This is a genomic window from Exiguobacterium sp. s91, from assembly GCF_018618915.1.
Lineage (GTDB): Bacteria > Bacillota > Bacilli > Exiguobacteriales > Exiguobacteriaceae > Exiguobacterium_A > Exiguobacterium_A abrahamii.
Window position 1 is genome coordinate 1,114,885 of sequence record NZ_JACSMZ010000001.1, and the last position, 18,040, is coordinate 1,132,924.

An 18,040-nucleotide genomic window follows, 5' to 3' on the forward strand; every position below is an offset into this window, starting at 1 on the left:
CCCTTGAATCCGTTACGACGGATCAAGAGATGTCAGTTGACCAAAGTGCCATTTCCAACCATCTGACGTAGCACGATAGATGGATACGATCCGGAAACGACCAACATATTGAGTTGTCCCGTATTCAAATCGGTCTTCTGTCAAACTATACTGGATTGCCGTATCTTCGAAATGATCAATGTATGAAAAATCATCGGTCCGGGATAACCAGCGGATGTTTGCAGGATCCACGTAATGATCGAGGTAGGTCTCGGCATCGAAAGACCGCCCTAACGCATCGATGAACGTAAATTCGGGAGATAATAGAGGCGAGACTTGTGATAAATCTCCTTTTAGCATAGCCTCTTGAAGGTGTTGCATGGTTTGTTCGAGTGTCATGTTACATCTCCTTTCTTCCTGAATCGCTAGTGTAGCATATATAAACACAAAAAAGACCCTGCGTGAGCAGGGTCTAAAGGAAATTAAAGTTTTACAACGTTAGTTGCTTGTGGTCCGCGTTGACCTTCTTCAACTTCGAAAGAAACCTCTTGACCTTCGTCAAGTGATTTGAAACCTTCAGATTGGATTGCTGAGAAGTGTACGAATACGTCGTCTCCGCTTTCGCGCTCGATGAAGCCGAATCCTTTTTCTGCGTTAAACCATTTTACTTTACCTTGTTCCATGTGTATTGCCTCCTGCGTGTGACTGGCACACTGATTATTACTACCGTGATCAATTTCATCGAATATAAAGTGAAACACTTCGTATCTCCACCGAACAACAATAATTACTTAATAATATAGCATGCCTGAATTGAAAAAGAAAGGACAAAACAAAAAAAGAACAAACGAAGCTGTTCTTCTTTGAATAAATCATGCAATTAAAGGGTTCATTCTACCCGTGTCGAAAGAGTATAACTGATTCTTTCAACGAGTCGGAATATGTTCTCTTTTACTACTGAGCTGTCGTAATGTATGCAAAATGAATCCTTGGAAGTTCGGATAACGTGTCGGTTGTTCCCAAACAGTTCGGAATAGTTGTGTCATCGCGGAATGAATGAGTGCATCCTCGACTTGTGTGCGACGGAATAGAAGAAAGAGTGTTTTTTCGTAACGATCGTATAATCGTTCTAACGCGACAGAATCGCGTTGTTTGATTTGATTAAGCAAATCAGTGTCTGAATACATAGGTCACTCCTTCTTCGACAGTTTTCTCTATAGTATGCTGTCACTGTAATGTAATGAAACTATAATGTAGATTCCCGCTATATGAATTATGAAACACCCAAACTTCTTGAACTGAAGATAATAATGGAAATGGAGGAACGTTATATGCTTCCTGTATACATTCGCCCGTACATCTTGGAGGATGCAGCGGAGATCCTTGAGGTGAATTTGCGAAACCGTGATCACTTTGAATACTGGATGCCAATCAAGCCGTCACCAGAACAATACACGATAAAAGGGCAACGTGAACGGATTCATCGTCATCAAGAGTTAATGCGTCAAGATGCTTATTATGCGTATGGTGTTTTTTTATCCGAGACGGACCAGTTGATTGGGGATGTTTCGGCGATGTTCGTTCAACGTGGACCAGCGGAGACATGTATGATTGGCTACCAGTTGGATGCCGCCTTTTCAGGACGAGGATATATGGCACAAGCGGTCGGATTGTTCGTGGATCATTTATTTGATGTCCACCAGTTCCACCGGATCCGTGCTGAAGTCATGCCAGAGAATATCGGCTCGATCCGTGTCCTTGAAAAAGTCGGATTTCGTAAAGAGGGAATCGCGAAACAAAATCTCTTCATCAACGATGCCTGGGAAGACTTTGTTTTGTTTGCCCTATTAAAAGAAGACCGAAAGGAGTCACGTCATGCCAATCTCTAATTATTATGCCAATCTGCGCCAACTTGTCGGAACGCAGCGTCTTTTTACACCATGCGTCGCAGCGATCATTCGAAACGAAGCAGGTCACATCCTCTTTCAGGATCCAGGAGGTCCGTTTTGGAGTTTGCCTGCTGGAGCGATCGAACTGGGGGAATCGCCGGCACAGGCAGTCATTCGCGAAGTCTATGAAGAGACGGGTCTATTCGTCCGACCGGTCCGTCTGATTGCGACCTTCGGTGGAGAGTCGTTTCGTTTGACGTACCCAGACGGAAACGAAGTTGAATACGTAGCGACAGTATTCGAGTGTAAGGTAGTCGGGGGAACGCTCGAAGCCGTCGATGGGGAATCCAAACAACTGGCATATTTCCCAAAACAGGATCGTCCACCTCTAGCACTCCCTTATCCTGATCATGTGTTCGAAGTATCCGAAGCAACAAGCTATTTTGACTGGGAAGAGCACTGGTTGACAAATTTACAATGTAAAAATCGGTAAAATACGAACATTTAACTGTTGATATCTGAATAAAGTTCTTAAAAAGCCTTAAAAATGCGAAAATTTCTTTGACACTATGAGGACAGTTCGTTATAGTAGTCAAGGGGCGAATGATTATCGCCAATATATTAAAAAATATTCGTAATTAGAGGTGTTATTCATGGATGTAGTATTCGATTATGAAGATATTCAATTAATTCCAGCAAAATCAATCGTTGGTAGTCGTTCGGAATGTGATACGTCAGTCGAGTTCGGTGGTAGACGTTTCAAGCTTCCGGTCGTACCGGCAAACATGCAAACGATCATTGATGAATCGATCGCTTTGTTCTTAGCGGAAGGCGATTATTTCTATATCATGCATCGATTCGAACCGGCTCGTCGTTTGGCTTTCGTTCGCATGATGCAAGAACGCCAACTGTTCGCTTCAATTAGCGTCGGTGTCAAGGAAGAGGAATATCAGCTGATCGAACAGCTCGCAGCAGAAGGGCTGACTCCGGAATACATCACGATCGATATCGCGCACGGTCATTCGGAAGCCGTGATTCAGATGATTCGTCACATCAAGTCGCTTCTACCAGCAAGTTTCGTCATCGCGGGTAACGTCGGGACACCGGAAGCGGTGCGTGAACTTGAGAATGCGGGAGCCGATGCAACAAAAGTCGGAATTGGACCAGGTAAAGTGTGTATCACTAAGATTAAAACAGGATTCGGTACAGGCGGTTGGCAACTCGCGGCACTTCGTTGGTGTGCAAAAGCAGCAAGTAAACCGATCATCGCGGATGGTGGGATTCGGACGCATGGCGATATCGCGAAGTCGGTCCGGTTCGGTGCGTCGATGGTTATGATCGGTTCACTCTTCGCGGGGCATGAAGAATCGCCTGGTGAGACACATGAAGTGGACGGAGTGCTCGTCAAGGAATACTTCGGTTCTGCTTCTGAGTTCCAAAAAGGGGAACGCAAGAACGTTGAAGGAAAAAAGATGTTCGTCGAGCATAAAGGAAGCCTGGCGGATACGTTGATCGAGATGGAGCAAGATTTACAATCGGCAATCTCATACGCTGGCGGAAACAAATTGCAGGCGATTCGGACGGTCGACTACGTCGTCGTCAAGAACTCGATCTTCAACGGCGATAAAGTATTTTAAAGTGATCAGTTCGCTCTTAACGGAGCGGACTTTTTTTTGTTTCTTTAGCATAACTCTTCCATAGGAGGGGTATACATCAAATGGACCAAAAGATTCGGAATATTTTGGATAGGGAGTGATTGACATGCTATTTGAAACGACATCGTACTTAATCGAAAAATTTGCCACTGTTCGTAACCAAACAATTGCCTTGATTGAACCGCTCGAAGCAGAAGACTTCATCATTCAAGCGAGTTCGGACGTGAGTCCGCCGAAATGGCACATCGCCCATACGACCTGGTTTTTTGAACGGATGATTTTACAAGAATATAGTAAAGGCTATCGAGTCTTCCATCCGAAGTACAATTATCTATTCAATTCTTACTATAATTCAATCGGTCCTTACCAGCCTCGTCAACAACGGGGGATGTTGTCACGTCCGACCGTCGAAGACATCATTGCTTACCGGTCATATGTCGATGGACAAATGGTCGAGTTCTTGAAAGAAGAACGGACTCCAGAAGACCAATGGAAAATCGAATCGTTAGTCGAGATGGGACTGCAACACGAGCAACAACACCAGGAATTGATCTTGATGGACGTGAAGTATAACTTTTTCACGAATCCACTGTTACCTGCTTATCAGTCAAAGTCGCTGGCAACAGATGTGCCTGAAAATGCAGTCAAGGAAACATCGTTTATCCAATTCGAGGAAGGACTCGTCGAGATCGGTCATACAGGAGACGGTTTTGCGTTTGACAACGAGAGTCCACGTCATAAAACGTGGTTACATCCGTTTAAACTCGCAACGCGTCCTGTCACGAACGGTGAGTATTTGGCGTTCATTGAAGCAGGGGGCTATGAAAAATCAGAGTATTGGCTATCCGATGGGTACGCGACGGTTCAAAAAGAAGGCTGGAAAGCACCGTTATATTGGATGAAGGATGACGCGGGAGAATGGACGATCTTTACGATGAATGGCGTCGAACCACTCCGTCTCGATGAACCGGTCTGTCATGTCAGCTTTTACGAGGCGGATGCCTATAGCCGTTATCAAGGGAAACGCTTACCGACGGAAGCGGAGTGGGAGTGGGCTTCTCGTCAAGTCGATTCCGTTACGAAGCGTAATATGATGGGAAGCGGAACATTCCATCCGGTAGCCGTCGAAGAGTCAGAGACAACGCTTGCGAGCATGTTCGGAAACGTTTGGGAGTGGACGTCGAGTGCTTATAGTTCATATCCAGGCAGTAAACCACTCGAGGGAGCGCTCGGGGAATACAACGCGAAGTTCATGTGTAATCAAATGGTACTGCGTGGAGGAGCGTGCGTGACGCCTGACGATCATATTCGCGAGACATACCGCAACTTCTTCCCGCCTGATAAACGTTGGTTATTTGGCGGCTTCCGATTGGCAGGTGACATGTGATGCGAGAGACAGTCATTGGGTACGATTTATATACGCCGCAACAAAACATGCGTTTAGAAGTCATTGAAGGTCTGATGCGAGAACAAAAGGTCTTACCGGCAAAATATTTTTATGATCATATCGGATCCCAGTTGTTCGAACAGATTACGCAACAACCGGAATATTATCCGACACGGACAGAACTCGCCATCTTGGAGCAGCATCGAGCGGAGATCGCACGAAGTATCGGCGATGTGCATACACTGATTGAATATGGAAGTGGCAGCAGTCGTAAAATCCAGATGTTACTGGAGACATTTACACATCTAGACACGTACATGCCCATTGATATCTCAAAAGACTTCCTGATGGAATCTGCACGCCAATTGTCGGAACGGTATCCTGCGCTGCATATTAAAGCGGTCTGTGGGGATTACTCACAATCGATTTCTTTACCGGTCGAGGAGTCTCAAAAACGAGTCATCTTTTTCCCGGGATCGACGATCGGTAACTTTGAACCGGAGGAAGCGATGCGCTTCTTACGTCATTCCTCACGAATTCTTGAAACTGGTGATGGATTTTTGATCGGCGTCGACCTGAAAAAGTCTGTTGATGTGCTTGAACGGGCTTATAACGATGTAGCCGGCGTCACAGCGGCATTCAATTTGAACATGTTGACGCATTTGAATCAGATGCTCGAGGGAACGTTTGATGTGACGCGATTCGAACATCATGCTTTTTATAATGAGGAAAAAGGACGAATCGAAATGCATCTTCGGAGTCAACTCGATCAACTCGTACAAGTCGGAGATGTGACGGTTCCGTTTAAACAAGGCGAAACGATTCATACGGAAAACTCCTATAAATATAGTAAAGAAGAGTTTGAGACACTCGCCCTTAAAAGTGGTTTTCATCCAGTCAATTGCTGGATCGATGACGATGAACGATTCAGCGTACATTATTTAGAAAAAATGTAACGTCACATCTAAAAACACTCCCACATGTAAGCTTCCGTTACGAAGCGACACAGGGGAGTGTTTTTCTAAATATTCTACCTTATTCGACACGTGCTCCTTCCGGAATCGGATGTTCCGGTACGACGAGAATCGGCATCCATTGTTCCGAGCGACCGATCTCAAGCACCCGACCGGACTCTTCAGGCGTACGACCAGGTATATTGAGTACGGCAATCGCTTGTTTTCCAAGCAATTCATGGACATCGGGTCGCAGTGATTCCCAGTCGAGTGAGAATAAACGCGTAAATCCGTCGAATTGTAGTTCAAGCTGAATTGAGCCATCGGTAAGATCCGAAAGCGACTGGATTGTACCAACACGTATATCTAAAGCATCGAATAATTCAAGAGGAACGATTGGTTTCATGGACAATGGTGTACTTCCTTTCAAAGTGAAGCATAGAGTTGGTCAGGAGTCGAGAGAGACATAGGTCGGCTCATAAGTCGTCCATTCGATATCAGGCGCTTGATGCCGTGCAAGCTTCGCTAATTGGCTACCGAGATAGGGTCCGATCGTCAAACCGGATGCACCAAGTCCGTTCGCTAGGAACACGTTCGGATGATTTTGAAGCGGTCCGATCACCGGCAGGGAGTTTTTCGTATACGGGCGTAAGCCGATACGCAGTTCATCAATCGTCGTTTCTTCGAGACGCGGTAAGACAGGTAAAGCCCGATTCAATAAGGCATACATCCCCTTAACGGTTGGTTTCAAGTCGTAGTCGGTCTGTTTTTCGTGTGTTGAACCGACGATCAGTTTCCCTTCGTGGATGGAGACGAGATATAATCCGCGTTGTCCCATGACGACGGGCCAAGTCGTTGATGTAGAATCCGTCAAATCGAGTTGCAGAATCTGTCCCTTCTCCGGATGCAAATCGATTTTAAGCTCAAGTGGACGGAGCAGTTCATTTAACCAAACACCCGCCGTTAAAATGAACTGTTCTGCCGAGTACTGTTCATTTTCCATGGTTATACCAGTGACGACTCCCTTGTCTACGATAAGAGAAGCATCTCCTTCTAGGACGGTCGCACCGTGTTCGACAGCGCCACGAATCAGTGCAGCACACAAGGCACGTCCGTCAACGCGGGCACCACCGGAAACGAATAAGGCATCTTCGATCTGTTCGACGAGTGGAAAGAGCGTTTTGACACGATCTTGGTCCAGTCGTTCGATACGTTCGATGGCAGGTGCTTCCGGAAAACGGTTTTGCGCAATCGTCTCCATCTTTTCGATTTTTGATGTTTCGTGTAAGGCGATCGTTCCAACTTGCTGATAACCCGTACTCGTCTCACCGAGTGCTTCCAGTTCAGGAATCAATGTCTTGTAAAAATGAGCCCCGTTATTCGCTAATTTGTACCATGCCTTATTTCGCCGTTGTGTCATCCACGGACAGATGATGCCGGCTGCCGCATGAGAAGCGCGACCTGGTTCCTTCCGATCGACGAGTAAGACGCGTTCACCAGCCTTCGATAAATGATAGGCAGTCGAGGCACCGAGAATTCCGGCGCCAATGATGATATGGGTGTACATGAAAGATTCAACTCGATTCTGTTCAATTGGAATATCTTTTATTGTAGCAGTAGAAGATCCGGACGACTAGCAAGAGCGGGTTTCCAATCTGTAGCACATCGAATGATGGGAAATGATGGGGAAAGTGAACCATTTGGTGAATGATGACGTATACTAAATATACAGTTTCTAAAAACTGTGAATTAGACGATTAGAAACAGCTGAATTCGGAAACATACCCTTATAGGCATCATGTCCTGTCATCATCGACTTTGAAACGGTCCATCATGAAGGAGGGGAAGGCAATGAATATGAGTCAAGCCATCGTACGCAGACGCTACACGGATCATACTTTATTTTATTCCGCCATCCTAATCTGGAAATTGCTATTCTTCCTGCCACTGCTCATGTTCGTCAACAGCGGCACGGACCATGTGTTTCAAATGTACTTTGTACCGTACCTCACGGTCATCTTCCTATTTCGTGTGATGACCTACTTTGCGACCTATAAAGCATCTTTCATGGAGATGACGGAAATGGGTCTCTCGTTATCCTTGCTGATCGCAGATGTATATTTGATTGCGTTGTTCGATATTCCACTTCCGTTTGCTTTAATTATCCTTGCACTTGCCTTACTCCACTTCAGTGCGGCATTCAGTCGTTTTCGTTGGTTCCGCCGTCGTCTTTGGTTGAATCGGCATCTTGAGATACTCAATTATTTGACGGATCACGGTGAAGTACCCATTAAAATTGCCGTCATGGCAGAAGATGAGATGCTTGTGACGACGAAGAGTGGAAAAGAGTTTACGTATCGTCAGGTTTATTGGAGCGGATTTTATATTGAACATGGTTGATTGCTATTTGAAACGGATTTCTCTTTGGGGAAATCTTTTGAGACTGAAGACAAGTGCAATTGTTCTCTAACGAGAAGGATTGCGCTTTTTTTGTTCGACTCGCATCGTTTTCCTGGGACAAGCTTCGCTTCGCTGCAGGGTCGCTCTGGCTTGTGTCTCGCCTGAGGAAAGGGTGTGAAAAGGTGTGTCATTTTTTGAGTCAGTTCATTTGTCTACAATCTGAAAGGATTTCTCTTCGAGGAAATCCTTTTTTTGTTGCATACGAAAAAATATAGTACGCTTACATAGGAAAAGGGGGAGAAAAAGTTGATTCGTTGTATACTGATCGATGCGAATGACACAATCATTTTGACCGATGATGTAAGTCGGACACAGGAGTCGGGCATGAAACGTTATTTCGTTGATTTCGATCAACCGACAGACGTAGAGAAGCAAAAATTGATTGAGGTTTTTGATTTTCATCCACTGGCGATTGAAGATTGTTTTCATTACTTGCAACGCCCAAAGCTTGAATATTATACAGAACATAGCTTTTTTGTCCTTCATGCGCTCGATGAAGGAACATTGACGAGTCGTGAAATCAATTTGTTCGCAAGTGATCGGCATCTCGTTAGCTACCATGAGCAATCTTCACCAGAAATTGATATCGTGTTTGAACAGTGTAGCCAACGCCTCGACAAACAAGAAACAGTCGACCTCGTACATAAAATCATGGATAAGATCGTCGACGGGTATTTTCCGATCGTTCATGCAACGGAAGATGAATTGTTTGCGCTTGAGGAACGCTACCGAACGCGTGGCAATGATCGTCGGTTGATGGAGGAGATTTTCGAACTACGCGCGCGGTTACTTCGAATCTCGCGGACGGTCATGCCGATGCGGGACTTACTGTATCGTGTCGTCGAATCAAAGCGGTTATCGATTCATCCAAAGAAACAGGCATTCTTTCGCGATTTGTATGATCACTTACTGAAGTTATCGGAAATGATCGAATACAATCGATTGATGACATCTGAGTTTCGGGATAATTTCATTTCCCTCAACTCGTACCGGATGAATAGCATCATGAAGACGTTGACAATCTTCACGACGATTTTCATGCCGTTGACGTTCATCGCCGGTATATACGGCATGAACTTCGAACATATGCCAGAACTGACCACTCGGTACGGTTATTTCGTGACATTAGGGGCAATGGGACTCCTCGCTTTAGGAATGATTCTGTTTTTCAAAAAAAATCGCTGGTTTGATGAATAAGGGGAGAAGTAAGTGGATATTCGACAATTGCTCTTTTTTACGACAATCGTTGAGCAAGGCTATAACTTAACGCGTGCTTCGAAGCACTTGTCAATCTCGCAACCGGCGCTTAGTCAGATGATCCGCGACTTCGAGCAGCTGGAGCAAGTGGAGCTGTTCATTCGAAAGCACGGACGGTTGACAGGGTTATCGGAAACAGGACGTCAATTGTATGAGGATGCGAAGATCGTTCTGACACGTCATCAAGCATTGATGGGGCATCTGCGTGAACGCTCGAACGTCGTCCGAGGAAAAGTCCGTCTCGGCATCCCACCCGTCATCCTCCCTGTCTTATTTTCGCAGTTGATTCCAAAGTTCATGGCGGAACACCCTGGCATCGAACTCGAAATCATCGAGGAGGGGGCGTTCGAACTCAAACGTCGACTGTTACTTGAAGAACTCGACTTGGCCATCTTGATCGAACCGGGTGAATCCTATGGTATCGAACGTTTTCGATTGATCGAAGATGAGGTCGTCGTCGCCGTGCGTCCGAATCACCCGTTTCAAGCTAAAGAAGCGCTATCCTATCGTGATATCGGAAATGAACCACTCGTCATCTTGAACGACCGATTCATGTTGCATCATCAAATACTATCGGAGTTTCGTAAAGTGCAGCAAGAGCCGAATATCTTCTTCATGTCAGGGGCATGGGACTTGTTGATTGGGATGGTCCAAGAACTTGACGTCATCTCGATCCTACCGGAGCCGATACTACGGTTTCATCATGCGGATGACATTAAAATCATCCCGTTCGACCCACCGATGTTATGGGATGTCTCATTGAACCGACTCGTTGGGACGGAATTACGTCCTGTCGTCCGGCACGTCCACCAATACATCGTCCACTATTTTCAGTCGTACTGGCCAACGCCATCGCGTTGACGAGAAGGCAATCAAAAAGGGGACTGACTCAAAAAAAAGAATGACTCGTCTATTCACGCCCTTTCCTCAGGCGAGACACAAGCCTGTTTTCCTGCTTCATTCCAGCATGAAAACGGGTCTTGTTTGTCTCTGACAGCGCAAAAATGCGCTTTTCCTGTAGGAGTGGCGTATGACGGGTCATTCTATTTTTACGGGATAAGGGTGGCAGAATTATGATCTGCCACCCTTATCTTTGTAGAGACTGACTGTTGGGTCAGCCTCTTTTACGTTGGAGCGATCGTGTTTCAAGAAGTGACGTGTGGCGTCAGACTACGAATCTGCTTTGCTGCTTGTTTATAAGGAGTCAACGTCTCTTGTGCCTGTAACGTCGCGCGTTCACTCTCAAGTTGCTCGAGTGTTTGGCGTAACAGGTGCTCTGAAACGGCTGTCAAAGAAACGTCCAGATGTGCCGCAGCGACTGCCAGCAAGCGTTCTTCTTGAGTGGCAGTATACGCGAGTGCTTCTTGCTTAGTTAATGTCGCAAGTTCCTCCTTCAACTGCTCCTTCTCATTTTTTTCAAAGAAGGCTTTCGCATTCCGGAAGTGGCGTTTGACGCCGACATAAGGCGTTGCATCTTCGAATGGACCATCGAACGTCATTTCATTTAATCGAGAGACCGTGACAGGCGCGAGCTGGAAGGATTCGTTCCATTGCTCTAGCAACTGTTGCTCCTCTTGTTGACGCCGGATCAAGGCCGCTTCGAGCCATTGGTCGACACGGAAATGCGTGACCCGGAGCTCTTGCTCAAAATCGAACCGAAGGAACGTCAACAGTTCCGTTAACGCATCCTGTAATGCCACTCCTTTGCCAGTTTGAGCAAAACGAACAGGATTATAGGCTTCCTTGAAAAAGTCAGGGAAACGGTAATAAATGCGTTGTACGACATGATGCAACAGCTCATGGATCTCTGCTTTGAGTGCAGGTTCGATCAAAGCGGCGCGATTGTCTTCGAAACGATCCGTGACCTGCTGTTCTAGAGTAGATAACTCAGCCAACCGTTCTTCTTTTCGCAACAGATTCGCTTCAGTCGCAGCGATAAATCGTTCGAGTCGCTGGACGGTCTTTTCCGTCTGCTCAGACAACGATACTTTGGCGAGACCGGTCAGATCCTCCGCTAGGAAGTGATGGAATGCCTCCTCGAATTCAGGTAAACCGGAAGTTGAATCTGATCGCTCTTGTTGCTTTTCCGTGAGTCCTTGTAAGCTCGAGACTCCATACAGTCGAGGCGATCGAATCCCGAAGCGTTGCAATTCCGTCGCGACATAGTTCAAGACATCTTGACGTTCGCTATCTGACGCAGCGAGATCAATCGCGTTGACGAGGAAGAACATCTTATCGAGTTCGAATGCGTCTTTGACACGACCGAGTTGAATCAAGAATTCACGGTCAGCGCGGGCGAAGGCATGATTGAAGTACGTGACGAATAAGATCGCATCCGCGTTCTTGATGTAATCAAAAGCGACATCAGTATGACGGGCATTGATTGAATCTGCTCCCGGTGTATCGACGAGCGTCACGCCGAGACGTGTTAACGGACTATCGTAATAGAAATCGATGACATCTACGAAACAGCTTCGTTCTTCCTGCGCGACATACTGTTTAAAAGCGTCTTGATCGACCGTCTGAATGGTACCGATGAAGGGTTGGACGGCAGGGAATCCTTTCAAGAAAGCACGCAAGAACGGGTCTGTCAGTGACGCGTTACGTGGTAAGAGCGTATCGTATGCCTGTTTCGTTGACTCGAACGTCATTGTTTCGACCATTGCTTCATTTAAGTCCTCAAGCATCGCTGCTTCCGACTTGAACGTGACTTCTGCCACGCCGTGCGGGTGTGCAGCGTCAACAGGGTGAATCCGGTTGATTGATGCTGTCGTCGGATTCGGAGAGACCGGGAGGACCTTATCTCCGAGTAAGGCATTGCAAAACGATGATTTTCCGGCACTGAAGGCACCGAATAAGGCAATCGTGAAGGATTGGTGTGTCAGTCGGTCCAATTTGTCATTCAAATAAGCGACGGCATCTTCAAAACCTTGAAGACCATTCAGATGCTGACGGATTCGAGCGACGTCTTCAGGTGCATAACGGACGGCTTGTTGCTCACTGATCGTCGTCGCAACTTCAAACGCAGTAGTTTCTATCACCGATTCGTACCCGGTAAAGGAGACGATCGCCGCTTCTTGCTGAATCAATTGCTCCTCCCAGATTGAAACTTGCGTCCGAGCCTGTTCGAGTTGTTGGTCGGATGGACTAGCAACGCCATGCTCATATCGTTCGAGTGCTACGGTAGCCTGTTGCCATGCTTGAACGCTAGTCCATTTATGCTGTAGTAACGTCTGTTGCTGCAATAGCTCAGCTTGTTCTTTCGGGAAAGTTGCCGTCAACTCTTGACGAATAAGCTCACGCCATGCGTTCGTTTCCTTGACGAACCACGCTTGTGTCTGTTCGGCGACACGATTCGTGAACTGGAGCACTGATTCACCTGTGATCGTAATACCGGTTGGCAAGGCACTCTCGAGTACGGAAAGTGGTGGGTCAAGTGAGAGCTGATCGATTGCGACGATATGCGTATCCTGCAGGAGACCAAGGTCACGTAACGATTGTTTCATCAAGTTACGTAAATGAAGCGAAATTTCGGAAGCAGTCACTGTCTGATAGGCACGGAGCACGTCTTGTGCGATCTCTGCTTGAGCCGCTTCCGTTTTTTTCGCGCTACGGAATAATCCAACCTTGAAATCACGCTGACGTGACTCGAGGAAACGGCGCATCTTCTCGCGTAATTCGAACGGCATCAATGTCGCATTTTTCAAAAGTTGATCCCGATGAAGCGAAAACGTCTGTAACCAGCGGTCCGGTTGACGTGCTTCTAACTGTTGCGAGACACGTGCTAATTCGGTTTCGATTTTCGCCGGATTCCGTCGTTCAGCGTCATTCAATTGCTCAGCCATCGTCTCGTTTGTTTCTGAGACGAGACGTGTGAGATAACGTGTATGTTCCTGGTGAAGACTTTCGAGTGTCAAAGCGGCAGAAGTCAACAACTTCGGTTGAGCGTCGCGAATGCTTTGTTTGACGAGCTGTTCGACTTCCGTGAAATCGTTATGCGGATGGGCTGGGTCCCGTAGGCTCGTAAAGAAGATTCCTTTCGGTACGACACCGTGTTCAGCGAAGGACGCATGAACCGAGCGGCGGAAGGCGTCGAATGATAGTTCATCGTTACGATGTTTATCGATTTGATTGACGATTAAATATAATTCCGGTACGGCAGCTTGTAATTCATCCGTCACCATGAAGTTCAATTCGGATTGAACATGATTGTAGTCCATGACGTAAAACAAGATGTCAGCCAAGTGAAGGGCAGACTCCGTTGATACACGGTGGGCATCATCGACCGAGTCGACGCCTGGCGTATCCATTAAGACGAGACCAGGAGGCAGCGCGGACGCGGCATGCGTCAAATCGATTTGTTGGACATCACCACTTTTCCCAAGCGATTGAAGATGCTTCTCTTGCTCTTTTGCAGTCAGACGAACAGACGGCTGTTCATGAAAGTGAACGATTGCTGAATCCATCTCACCTTGCTGAAGTGTCACGATGTTTGCACTCGTCGGAATCGGACTCGTCGGTAAGACCGATTCACCCGTCAAGGCGTTGATCATGCTCGACTTTCCAGCTGAAAAGTGACCAGCAAACGCAATCGTGAATTCTCGTTTTAATAGTTTGCTAGCAAATTTATCTAGTTTATCTAAACGGAGTTGATCCGTTGAAGGTTGAATCAATGTGGCGAGTGAAGCCGTCGCCTCGAGTTGGTTCGATAATCGTTCCTCAAATGAGCGCATGCAATGAAACCCCTTTCTTTCAGTCATCGTCCAGTGTATCACGATTTTTTCCGTTTCGTCATCCTTCCGCAAACGACAAAAACAATCCGCCGAGTAAGAGGCAGATTGTTTTAATTAGGTTCAAGACGACGGAACGATCTCGTCCGCACGTGTCGATTCTTGTTCCGTCGAATGAATCCGGCGCAACAAGTGTAATTTGAAGAGATACATGACGAGCAGGTGAACATTCGCCTGTGTTGCCTTGTAGAGTATCCACGGTAGCGCAGGGACGAATTCATGGATGGCGATGATACATTCTTGCGTACCGGGAATTTGCCGGAATTCAATCCGACCACGGCTATCTTGCTCGACTTTTGCGAACAATCCGCCGGTAATCAGGTATGTCGCCATTTGTCGATCGTGAACCGGTTCCTTCGTCAATTCAAGCAGCGGTTGTTCGTAAAACGGAATGTGGATTCCAACGACTTGATCTTTCACAGTTGACGATAGGAAAGGGCGGGCAAATGATGACAACCAGTTCATATAATCGTCAGCTGCCCAGTCGGCATCGCGATCCTTTGGCAAAAGAACACGTTGTACCGATCGGACGTCAAGGACGTCTGGTGTCGAAGACGACGAGGAAGAAGATCCTTTTTGTTCCTCCTCCTCTTTTAATGCATCTCGGACTGATTGTTCGAATGTGATTTTGCCGTCACTGATGCCGGGAACCATTTTTTCTGGATCCGCAACCATCTCATGGACCATGCTTTCAACGAGTGGATAGACGGTTTCTTTTGGTTCTCCGGACACGAGCGTCACCCAAAGGCGCGATAATTTAACGGTCAATAAAGGAATATCGATCGTCGGTTGTCGTTTACCCATGATGTCGGCTGTTTTAAGGATCATCTCCTTATAGGTCATCGCTTCCGGTCCACCGATATCGATGGCCCGGTCTTTGACGTCATCGCGATCGACACTTTCACCAAGGGCATGAATGACGTCGGGTAAGGCGACAGGATGGGTCTTGTTACGTGTCCATCGTGGGAGTGCCATGACGGGTAAGCGTTTGACGAGTTTCGATAAGATTGGGAACGATGAACCTTTAGGACCAACGATTAACGCAGCACGGATCGTCGTCACCGGTGTTCCGTACGCACCGAGAACGCGTTCGACTTCAAGTCGACTCTTTAAGTGACGCGATAGATTTTCTGTTTCCTCGGGGATGATACCACTTAAGTAGATGATTTGCCGGATGCCGTTTTCTTTTGCGGCACGGGCGAAGTTATCGGCTAACAATAAGTCCATATTCTCAAACGATCCTTGTGTCAATTTAGCAGATGGCATCATCGAATGGACGAGATAGACAGCGATGTCTGCTCCTTTCATACCAGCGATCGTATCGTCTAGAGAAAAGAGGTCGCACGATCGCCATTCGACGCGTTCCTCATTGTCCTTGTCGTCACCATTTCGTGAAAGGGCGATGACGTCATATTTTTTCTTTAGTTCGTTCAGTAAATTGTGACCAATGTATCCGGTGGCTCCGGCTAAAGCTAGGCGCGTTGGCATGGATGTAAACTCCTCTCTTATATCTGTTGTAATGTACCCCCAATCGAGTCGGTTCAATCGCAAGAGGATATGCTGAGACGATTCAGTTGAATGGAATAGGGAATAGTAACATATGGAAAAGAACCAACAGGAAGTATGAAAACAAAGGGGGCTTCAACCATGCAGACGATACAATTCATGCAAGAGGGACATGAACGACGATTCGATCTGTTGTGGAGACGATTAAAGCCGAAACAACGAGAAGATGCAGCGATGGTCTCGATGCTGTACCTTGCGACAGGACAGCCAGAAGTGCTCGAACGGTTCTCGGATTACTTCTTTCCGGATAGTGGTGAGTTTTTTGATCGTGAATTTCTGGCTGAACCCTATCCGAGTCCAGCGTTAGAAGCAATCATCCACTTGATCGTCCAATTGTATAATGGACGAACGACGATCACGATCATCGAGCTGATTGAACGATTGGATGAGCAACAGATGTCGCTCGTACTCGAAGCGATTAAATTGCGGGCATACGGATGTCAGATGCTACAAAAAGGTGCGAAATCGTAATGCCACTCGTATGAATCCGATTGATGAAGAAACTCCTCTTCATCAATCGGATTTTTTGTGAGGGAAGAAAAGTTGTAAGTTCAAGAATCGGTAAGAAGATGTTCGTGAATCAGAGTTCATTAAAATAAATCGCCATGAAAATAAAAGCTAAGTTTATTCACGAAGAACTAATTGAGATGGGCGGCGACTGGAAATAAGATGAAAGTATCAGTAAAAGGTGGTCTAACTATGGAAGGAGTGACATCATGCAGCTCAAAGAATCGATCTACTTTCACTCACCGATTTTCATCCAAAACTTGTTGACGACTTTACAAGGACGTCGCCTGTTCCATGAACGATACGGTCCCGCCTATCAGCAACGTTTACAAGAACTGAAACAGAAGTTAGGACGACCGCATGACGTTCGAGCAGAACAATTGCATCGATTAAACGACTTCCTTTCTTTTTGCCAAACACATAGTCCATACTATCAGGAATTGTTTTCTACCATTGCACTAGAGCTCCCGCTAAAATCGATTGACGAACTAAAACAGATTCCCCCTTTGACGAAAGAAATCTTACGCCAACAAAATGAGGACGTCCATGCGCACGTCCATGCCCCGATTCTCGGAAAAACGGGCGGTACGACCGGTAAATCGATTCAAGTGCATTATACAAAGGAAGACATGCAAATCCGGATGGCACATCTTGACTTCTTCAAGTGGACCCATGGAGTCGATCAAGGGATGCGCCGTGCAAGTTTTACCGGTCAAACGCTTGCTTCCCCGCAACAAAAGGCACCGGTTTATTGGCGGACGAATAAAGTCATCAATCAGATGTTGTTCTCGATCAAAAACATCAATCCGAAAACCGCCGCTGCATACATCGAACAACTGAATCGGTTTCAGCCGGAATCGATTGATGGTTTGCCTTCAGGAATGATCGAAGTCGCACGATATGCTAAAAAATATGGGATGACCTGTACGTTTCGTCCCAAAGCAATCTTCCCGACGGCTGAGATGATGACGGCAGAAGAACGAACGCTCGTCGAAGAAGTCTTCCATGCGCCAATCTATGATCAGTATGCGTCGTCAGAAGGGGCGCCGATCGTCGCCGAATGTCCGTATGGGAAAAAACATTTACATTATGAGATGGGAATCATTGAACGTGATGAGGACGGTGAAATCCTTGTGACGAGCTTCGATACGCATGGTACACCACTTGTCCGTTACCGCGTTGGCGATCGGATGACGCTTAGTCAGGAAACGTGTCCCTGTGGTCATCAAGGTCCGATCATCGCTTCGATCGACGGACGGGGGAGAAGCTTCATTCAACTCAGAAACGGGCACCGTGTCTTTGAAGGCGAACTTGCGGGAATCGTTCGAGCGTTCCCGAACTGTATCGAACGCGTGCAATACATTCAAGAGACGCGGGATGAGATTGTTTTATTATATGTTCCGGATGAACGATGCTTCGAGAAAGAACATGAGAAGAAACTCTTTTTCGTTCTTGACCGACTGTTTGACGGACAATTGAATGTCGTCATGCGCGCGGTACCCGAAATTCCGAAAGAAATCAGTGGAAAAACTTTACTGATTAAACAACAGTATGCATGACACATGAAAAGGCGAGGTCACCGATGATCTCGCTTTTT

The 18,040-nt window shown here is 46.6% G+C and carries 17 protein-coding genes; 10 read left to right on the forward strand and 7 right to left on the reverse strand.

Features of this window, described 5'->3' with window-relative positions:
- Nucleotides 1-12: 12 nt before the first annotated feature.
- The 3 genes from KNQ06_RS05540 to KNQ06_RS05550 form a co-directional block, all read right to left on the reverse strand.
- The gene (locus KNQ06_RS05540; RefSeq protein ID WP_058713823.1) at nucleotides 13-378 is read right to left on the reverse strand and encodes a nuclear transport factor 2 family protein; all 366 of its coding nucleotides are present in this window, start codon (nucleotides 376-378) and stop codon (nucleotides 13-15) included.
- An 83-nt stretch (nucleotides 379-461) separates the two neighbouring features.
- Nucleotides 462-662, reverse strand: a complete 201-nt coding sequence (locus KNQ06_RS05545; RefSeq protein ID WP_023468529.1) for a cold-shock protein — start codon at nucleotides 660-662, stop codon at nucleotides 462-464.
- Nucleotides 663-905: 243 nt separating this feature from the next.
- Entirely contained in the window at nucleotides 906-1,166 is a 261-nt protein-coding gene (locus KNQ06_RS05550) for an RNA polymerase sigma factor (protein WP_058704024.1), read from the reverse strand.
- A 144-nt stretch (nucleotides 1,167-1,310) separates the two neighbouring features.
- Between KNQ06_RS05550 and KNQ06_RS05555 the strand changes: the two genes are divergently transcribed.
- The 5 genes from KNQ06_RS05555 to egtD all read left to right on the forward strand — a co-directional run bounded on the left by KNQ06_RS05555 (nucleotide 1,311) and on the right by egtD (nucleotide 5,866).
- A complete protein-coding gene (locus KNQ06_RS05555; RefSeq protein ID WP_149427536.1) occupies nucleotides 1,311-1,868 on the forward strand; it encodes a GNAT family N-acetyltransferase in 558 nt (185 codons plus the stop codon).
- Nucleotides 1,855-2,361, forward strand: a complete 507-nt coding sequence (locus tag KNQ06_RS05560; RefSeq protein WP_214770552.1) for an NUDIX domain-containing protein — start codon at nucleotides 1,855-1,857, stop codon at nucleotides 2,359-2,361. The genes KNQ06_RS05555 and KNQ06_RS05560 overlap by 14 nt, the downstream gene beginning before the upstream one ends.
- 160 nt (nucleotides 2,362-2,521) lie before the next feature.
- Nucleotides 2,522-3,505 (forward strand): GMP reductase, encoded by a 984-nt coding sequence (gene guaC / locus KNQ06_RS05565; RefSeq protein ID WP_215147500.1) that lies wholly within the window; start codon nucleotides 2,522-2,524, stop codon nucleotides 3,503-3,505.
- Between the two features lie 124 nt (nucleotides 3,506-3,629).
- Nucleotides 3,630-4,910: an ergothioneine biosynthesis protein EgtB gene (gene egtB / locus KNQ06_RS05570; protein WP_149427535.1), complete on the forward strand. Its 1,281-nt coding sequence runs from the start codon at nucleotides 3,630-3,632 to the stop codon at nucleotides 4,908-4,910.
- Nucleotides 4,910-5,866 carry an L-histidine N(alpha)-methyltransferase gene (gene egtD, locus KNQ06_RS05575; protein ID WP_215147502.1) on the forward strand — a complete coding sequence of 319 codons (957 nt, stop codon included), beginning with the start codon at nucleotides 4,910-4,912 and terminating at the stop codon, nucleotides 5,864-5,866. The genes egtB and egtD overlap by 1 nt, the downstream gene beginning before the upstream one ends.
- 79 nt (nucleotides 5,867-5,945) lie before the next feature.
- On the opposite strand, the gene KNQ06_RS05580 is transcribed toward egtD, so the two are convergent.
- Together KNQ06_RS05580 and KNQ06_RS05585 are read right to left on the reverse strand one after the other, a co-directional pair.
- Nucleotides 5,946-6,269 (reverse strand): hypothetical protein, encoded by a 324-nt coding sequence (locus KNQ06_RS05580; protein ID WP_133207443.1) that lies wholly within the window; start codon nucleotides 6,267-6,269, stop codon nucleotides 5,946-5,948.
- 42 nt (nucleotides 6,270-6,311) lie between these two features.
- Entirely contained in the window at nucleotides 6,312-7,430 is a 1,119-nt protein-coding gene (locus tag KNQ06_RS05585) for an NAD(P)/FAD-dependent oxidoreductase (RefSeq protein ID WP_149427533.1), read from the reverse strand.
- 284 nt (nucleotides 7,431-7,714) lie between these two features.
- On the opposite strand from KNQ06_RS05585, the gene KNQ06_RS05590 reads away from it, so the two are divergent.
- The 3 genes from KNQ06_RS05590 to KNQ06_RS05600 all read left to right on the forward strand — a co-directional run bounded on the left by KNQ06_RS05590 (nucleotide 7,715) and on the right by KNQ06_RS05600 (nucleotide 10,441).
- Nucleotides 7,715-8,263 (forward strand): hypothetical protein, encoded by a 549-nt coding sequence (locus KNQ06_RS05590; protein WP_023468520.1) that lies wholly within the window; start codon nucleotides 7,715-7,717, stop codon nucleotides 8,261-8,263.
- 306 nt (nucleotides 8,264-8,569) lie between these two features.
- The gene (gene corA, locus KNQ06_RS05595) at nucleotides 8,570-9,520 is read left to right on the forward strand and encodes a magnesium/cobalt transporter CorA (RefSeq protein WP_149427532.1); all 951 of its coding nucleotides are present in this window, start codon (nucleotides 8,570-8,572) and stop codon (nucleotides 9,518-9,520) included.
- 12 nt (nucleotides 9,521-9,532) lie between these two features.
- Nucleotides 9,533-10,441, forward strand: coding sequence for a LysR family transcriptional regulator (locus tag KNQ06_RS05600; RefSeq protein WP_050677213.1), 909 nt, complete (start codon nucleotides 9,533-9,535; stop codon nucleotides 10,439-10,441).
- 284 nt (nucleotides 10,442-10,725) lie between these two features.
- Here the strand turns inward: KNQ06_RS05600 and KNQ06_RS05605 are convergent, their stop codons facing one another.
- The gene (locus KNQ06_RS05605) at nucleotides 10,726-14,313 is read right to left on the reverse strand and encodes a dynamin family protein (RefSeq protein ID WP_215147504.1); all 3,588 of its coding nucleotides are present in this window, start codon (nucleotides 14,311-14,313) and stop codon (nucleotides 10,726-10,728) included.
- Between the two features lie 120 nt (nucleotides 14,314-14,433).
- Nucleotides 14,434-15,858, reverse strand: a complete 1,425-nt coding sequence (locus tag KNQ06_RS05610) for an NAD(P)H-binding protein (protein WP_215147506.1) — start codon at nucleotides 15,856-15,858, stop codon at nucleotides 14,434-14,436.
- Nucleotides 15,859-16,017: 159 nt separating this feature from the next.
- On the opposite strand from KNQ06_RS05610, the gene KNQ06_RS05615 reads away from it, so the two are divergent.
- Nucleotides 16,018-16,407 (forward strand): hypothetical protein, encoded by a 390-nt coding sequence (locus tag KNQ06_RS05615; protein ID WP_035397030.1) that lies wholly within the window; start codon nucleotides 16,018-16,020, stop codon nucleotides 16,405-16,407.
- A 245-nt stretch (nucleotides 16,408-16,652) separates the two neighbouring features.
- On the forward strand, nucleotides 16,653-18,002 hold the full coding sequence (locus tag KNQ06_RS05620; RefSeq protein ID WP_023468514.1) for a phenylacetate--CoA ligase family protein: 1,350 nt from the start codon (nucleotides 16,653-16,655) through the stop codon (nucleotides 18,000-18,002).
- Nucleotides 18,003-18,040: the final 38 nt, after the last annotated feature.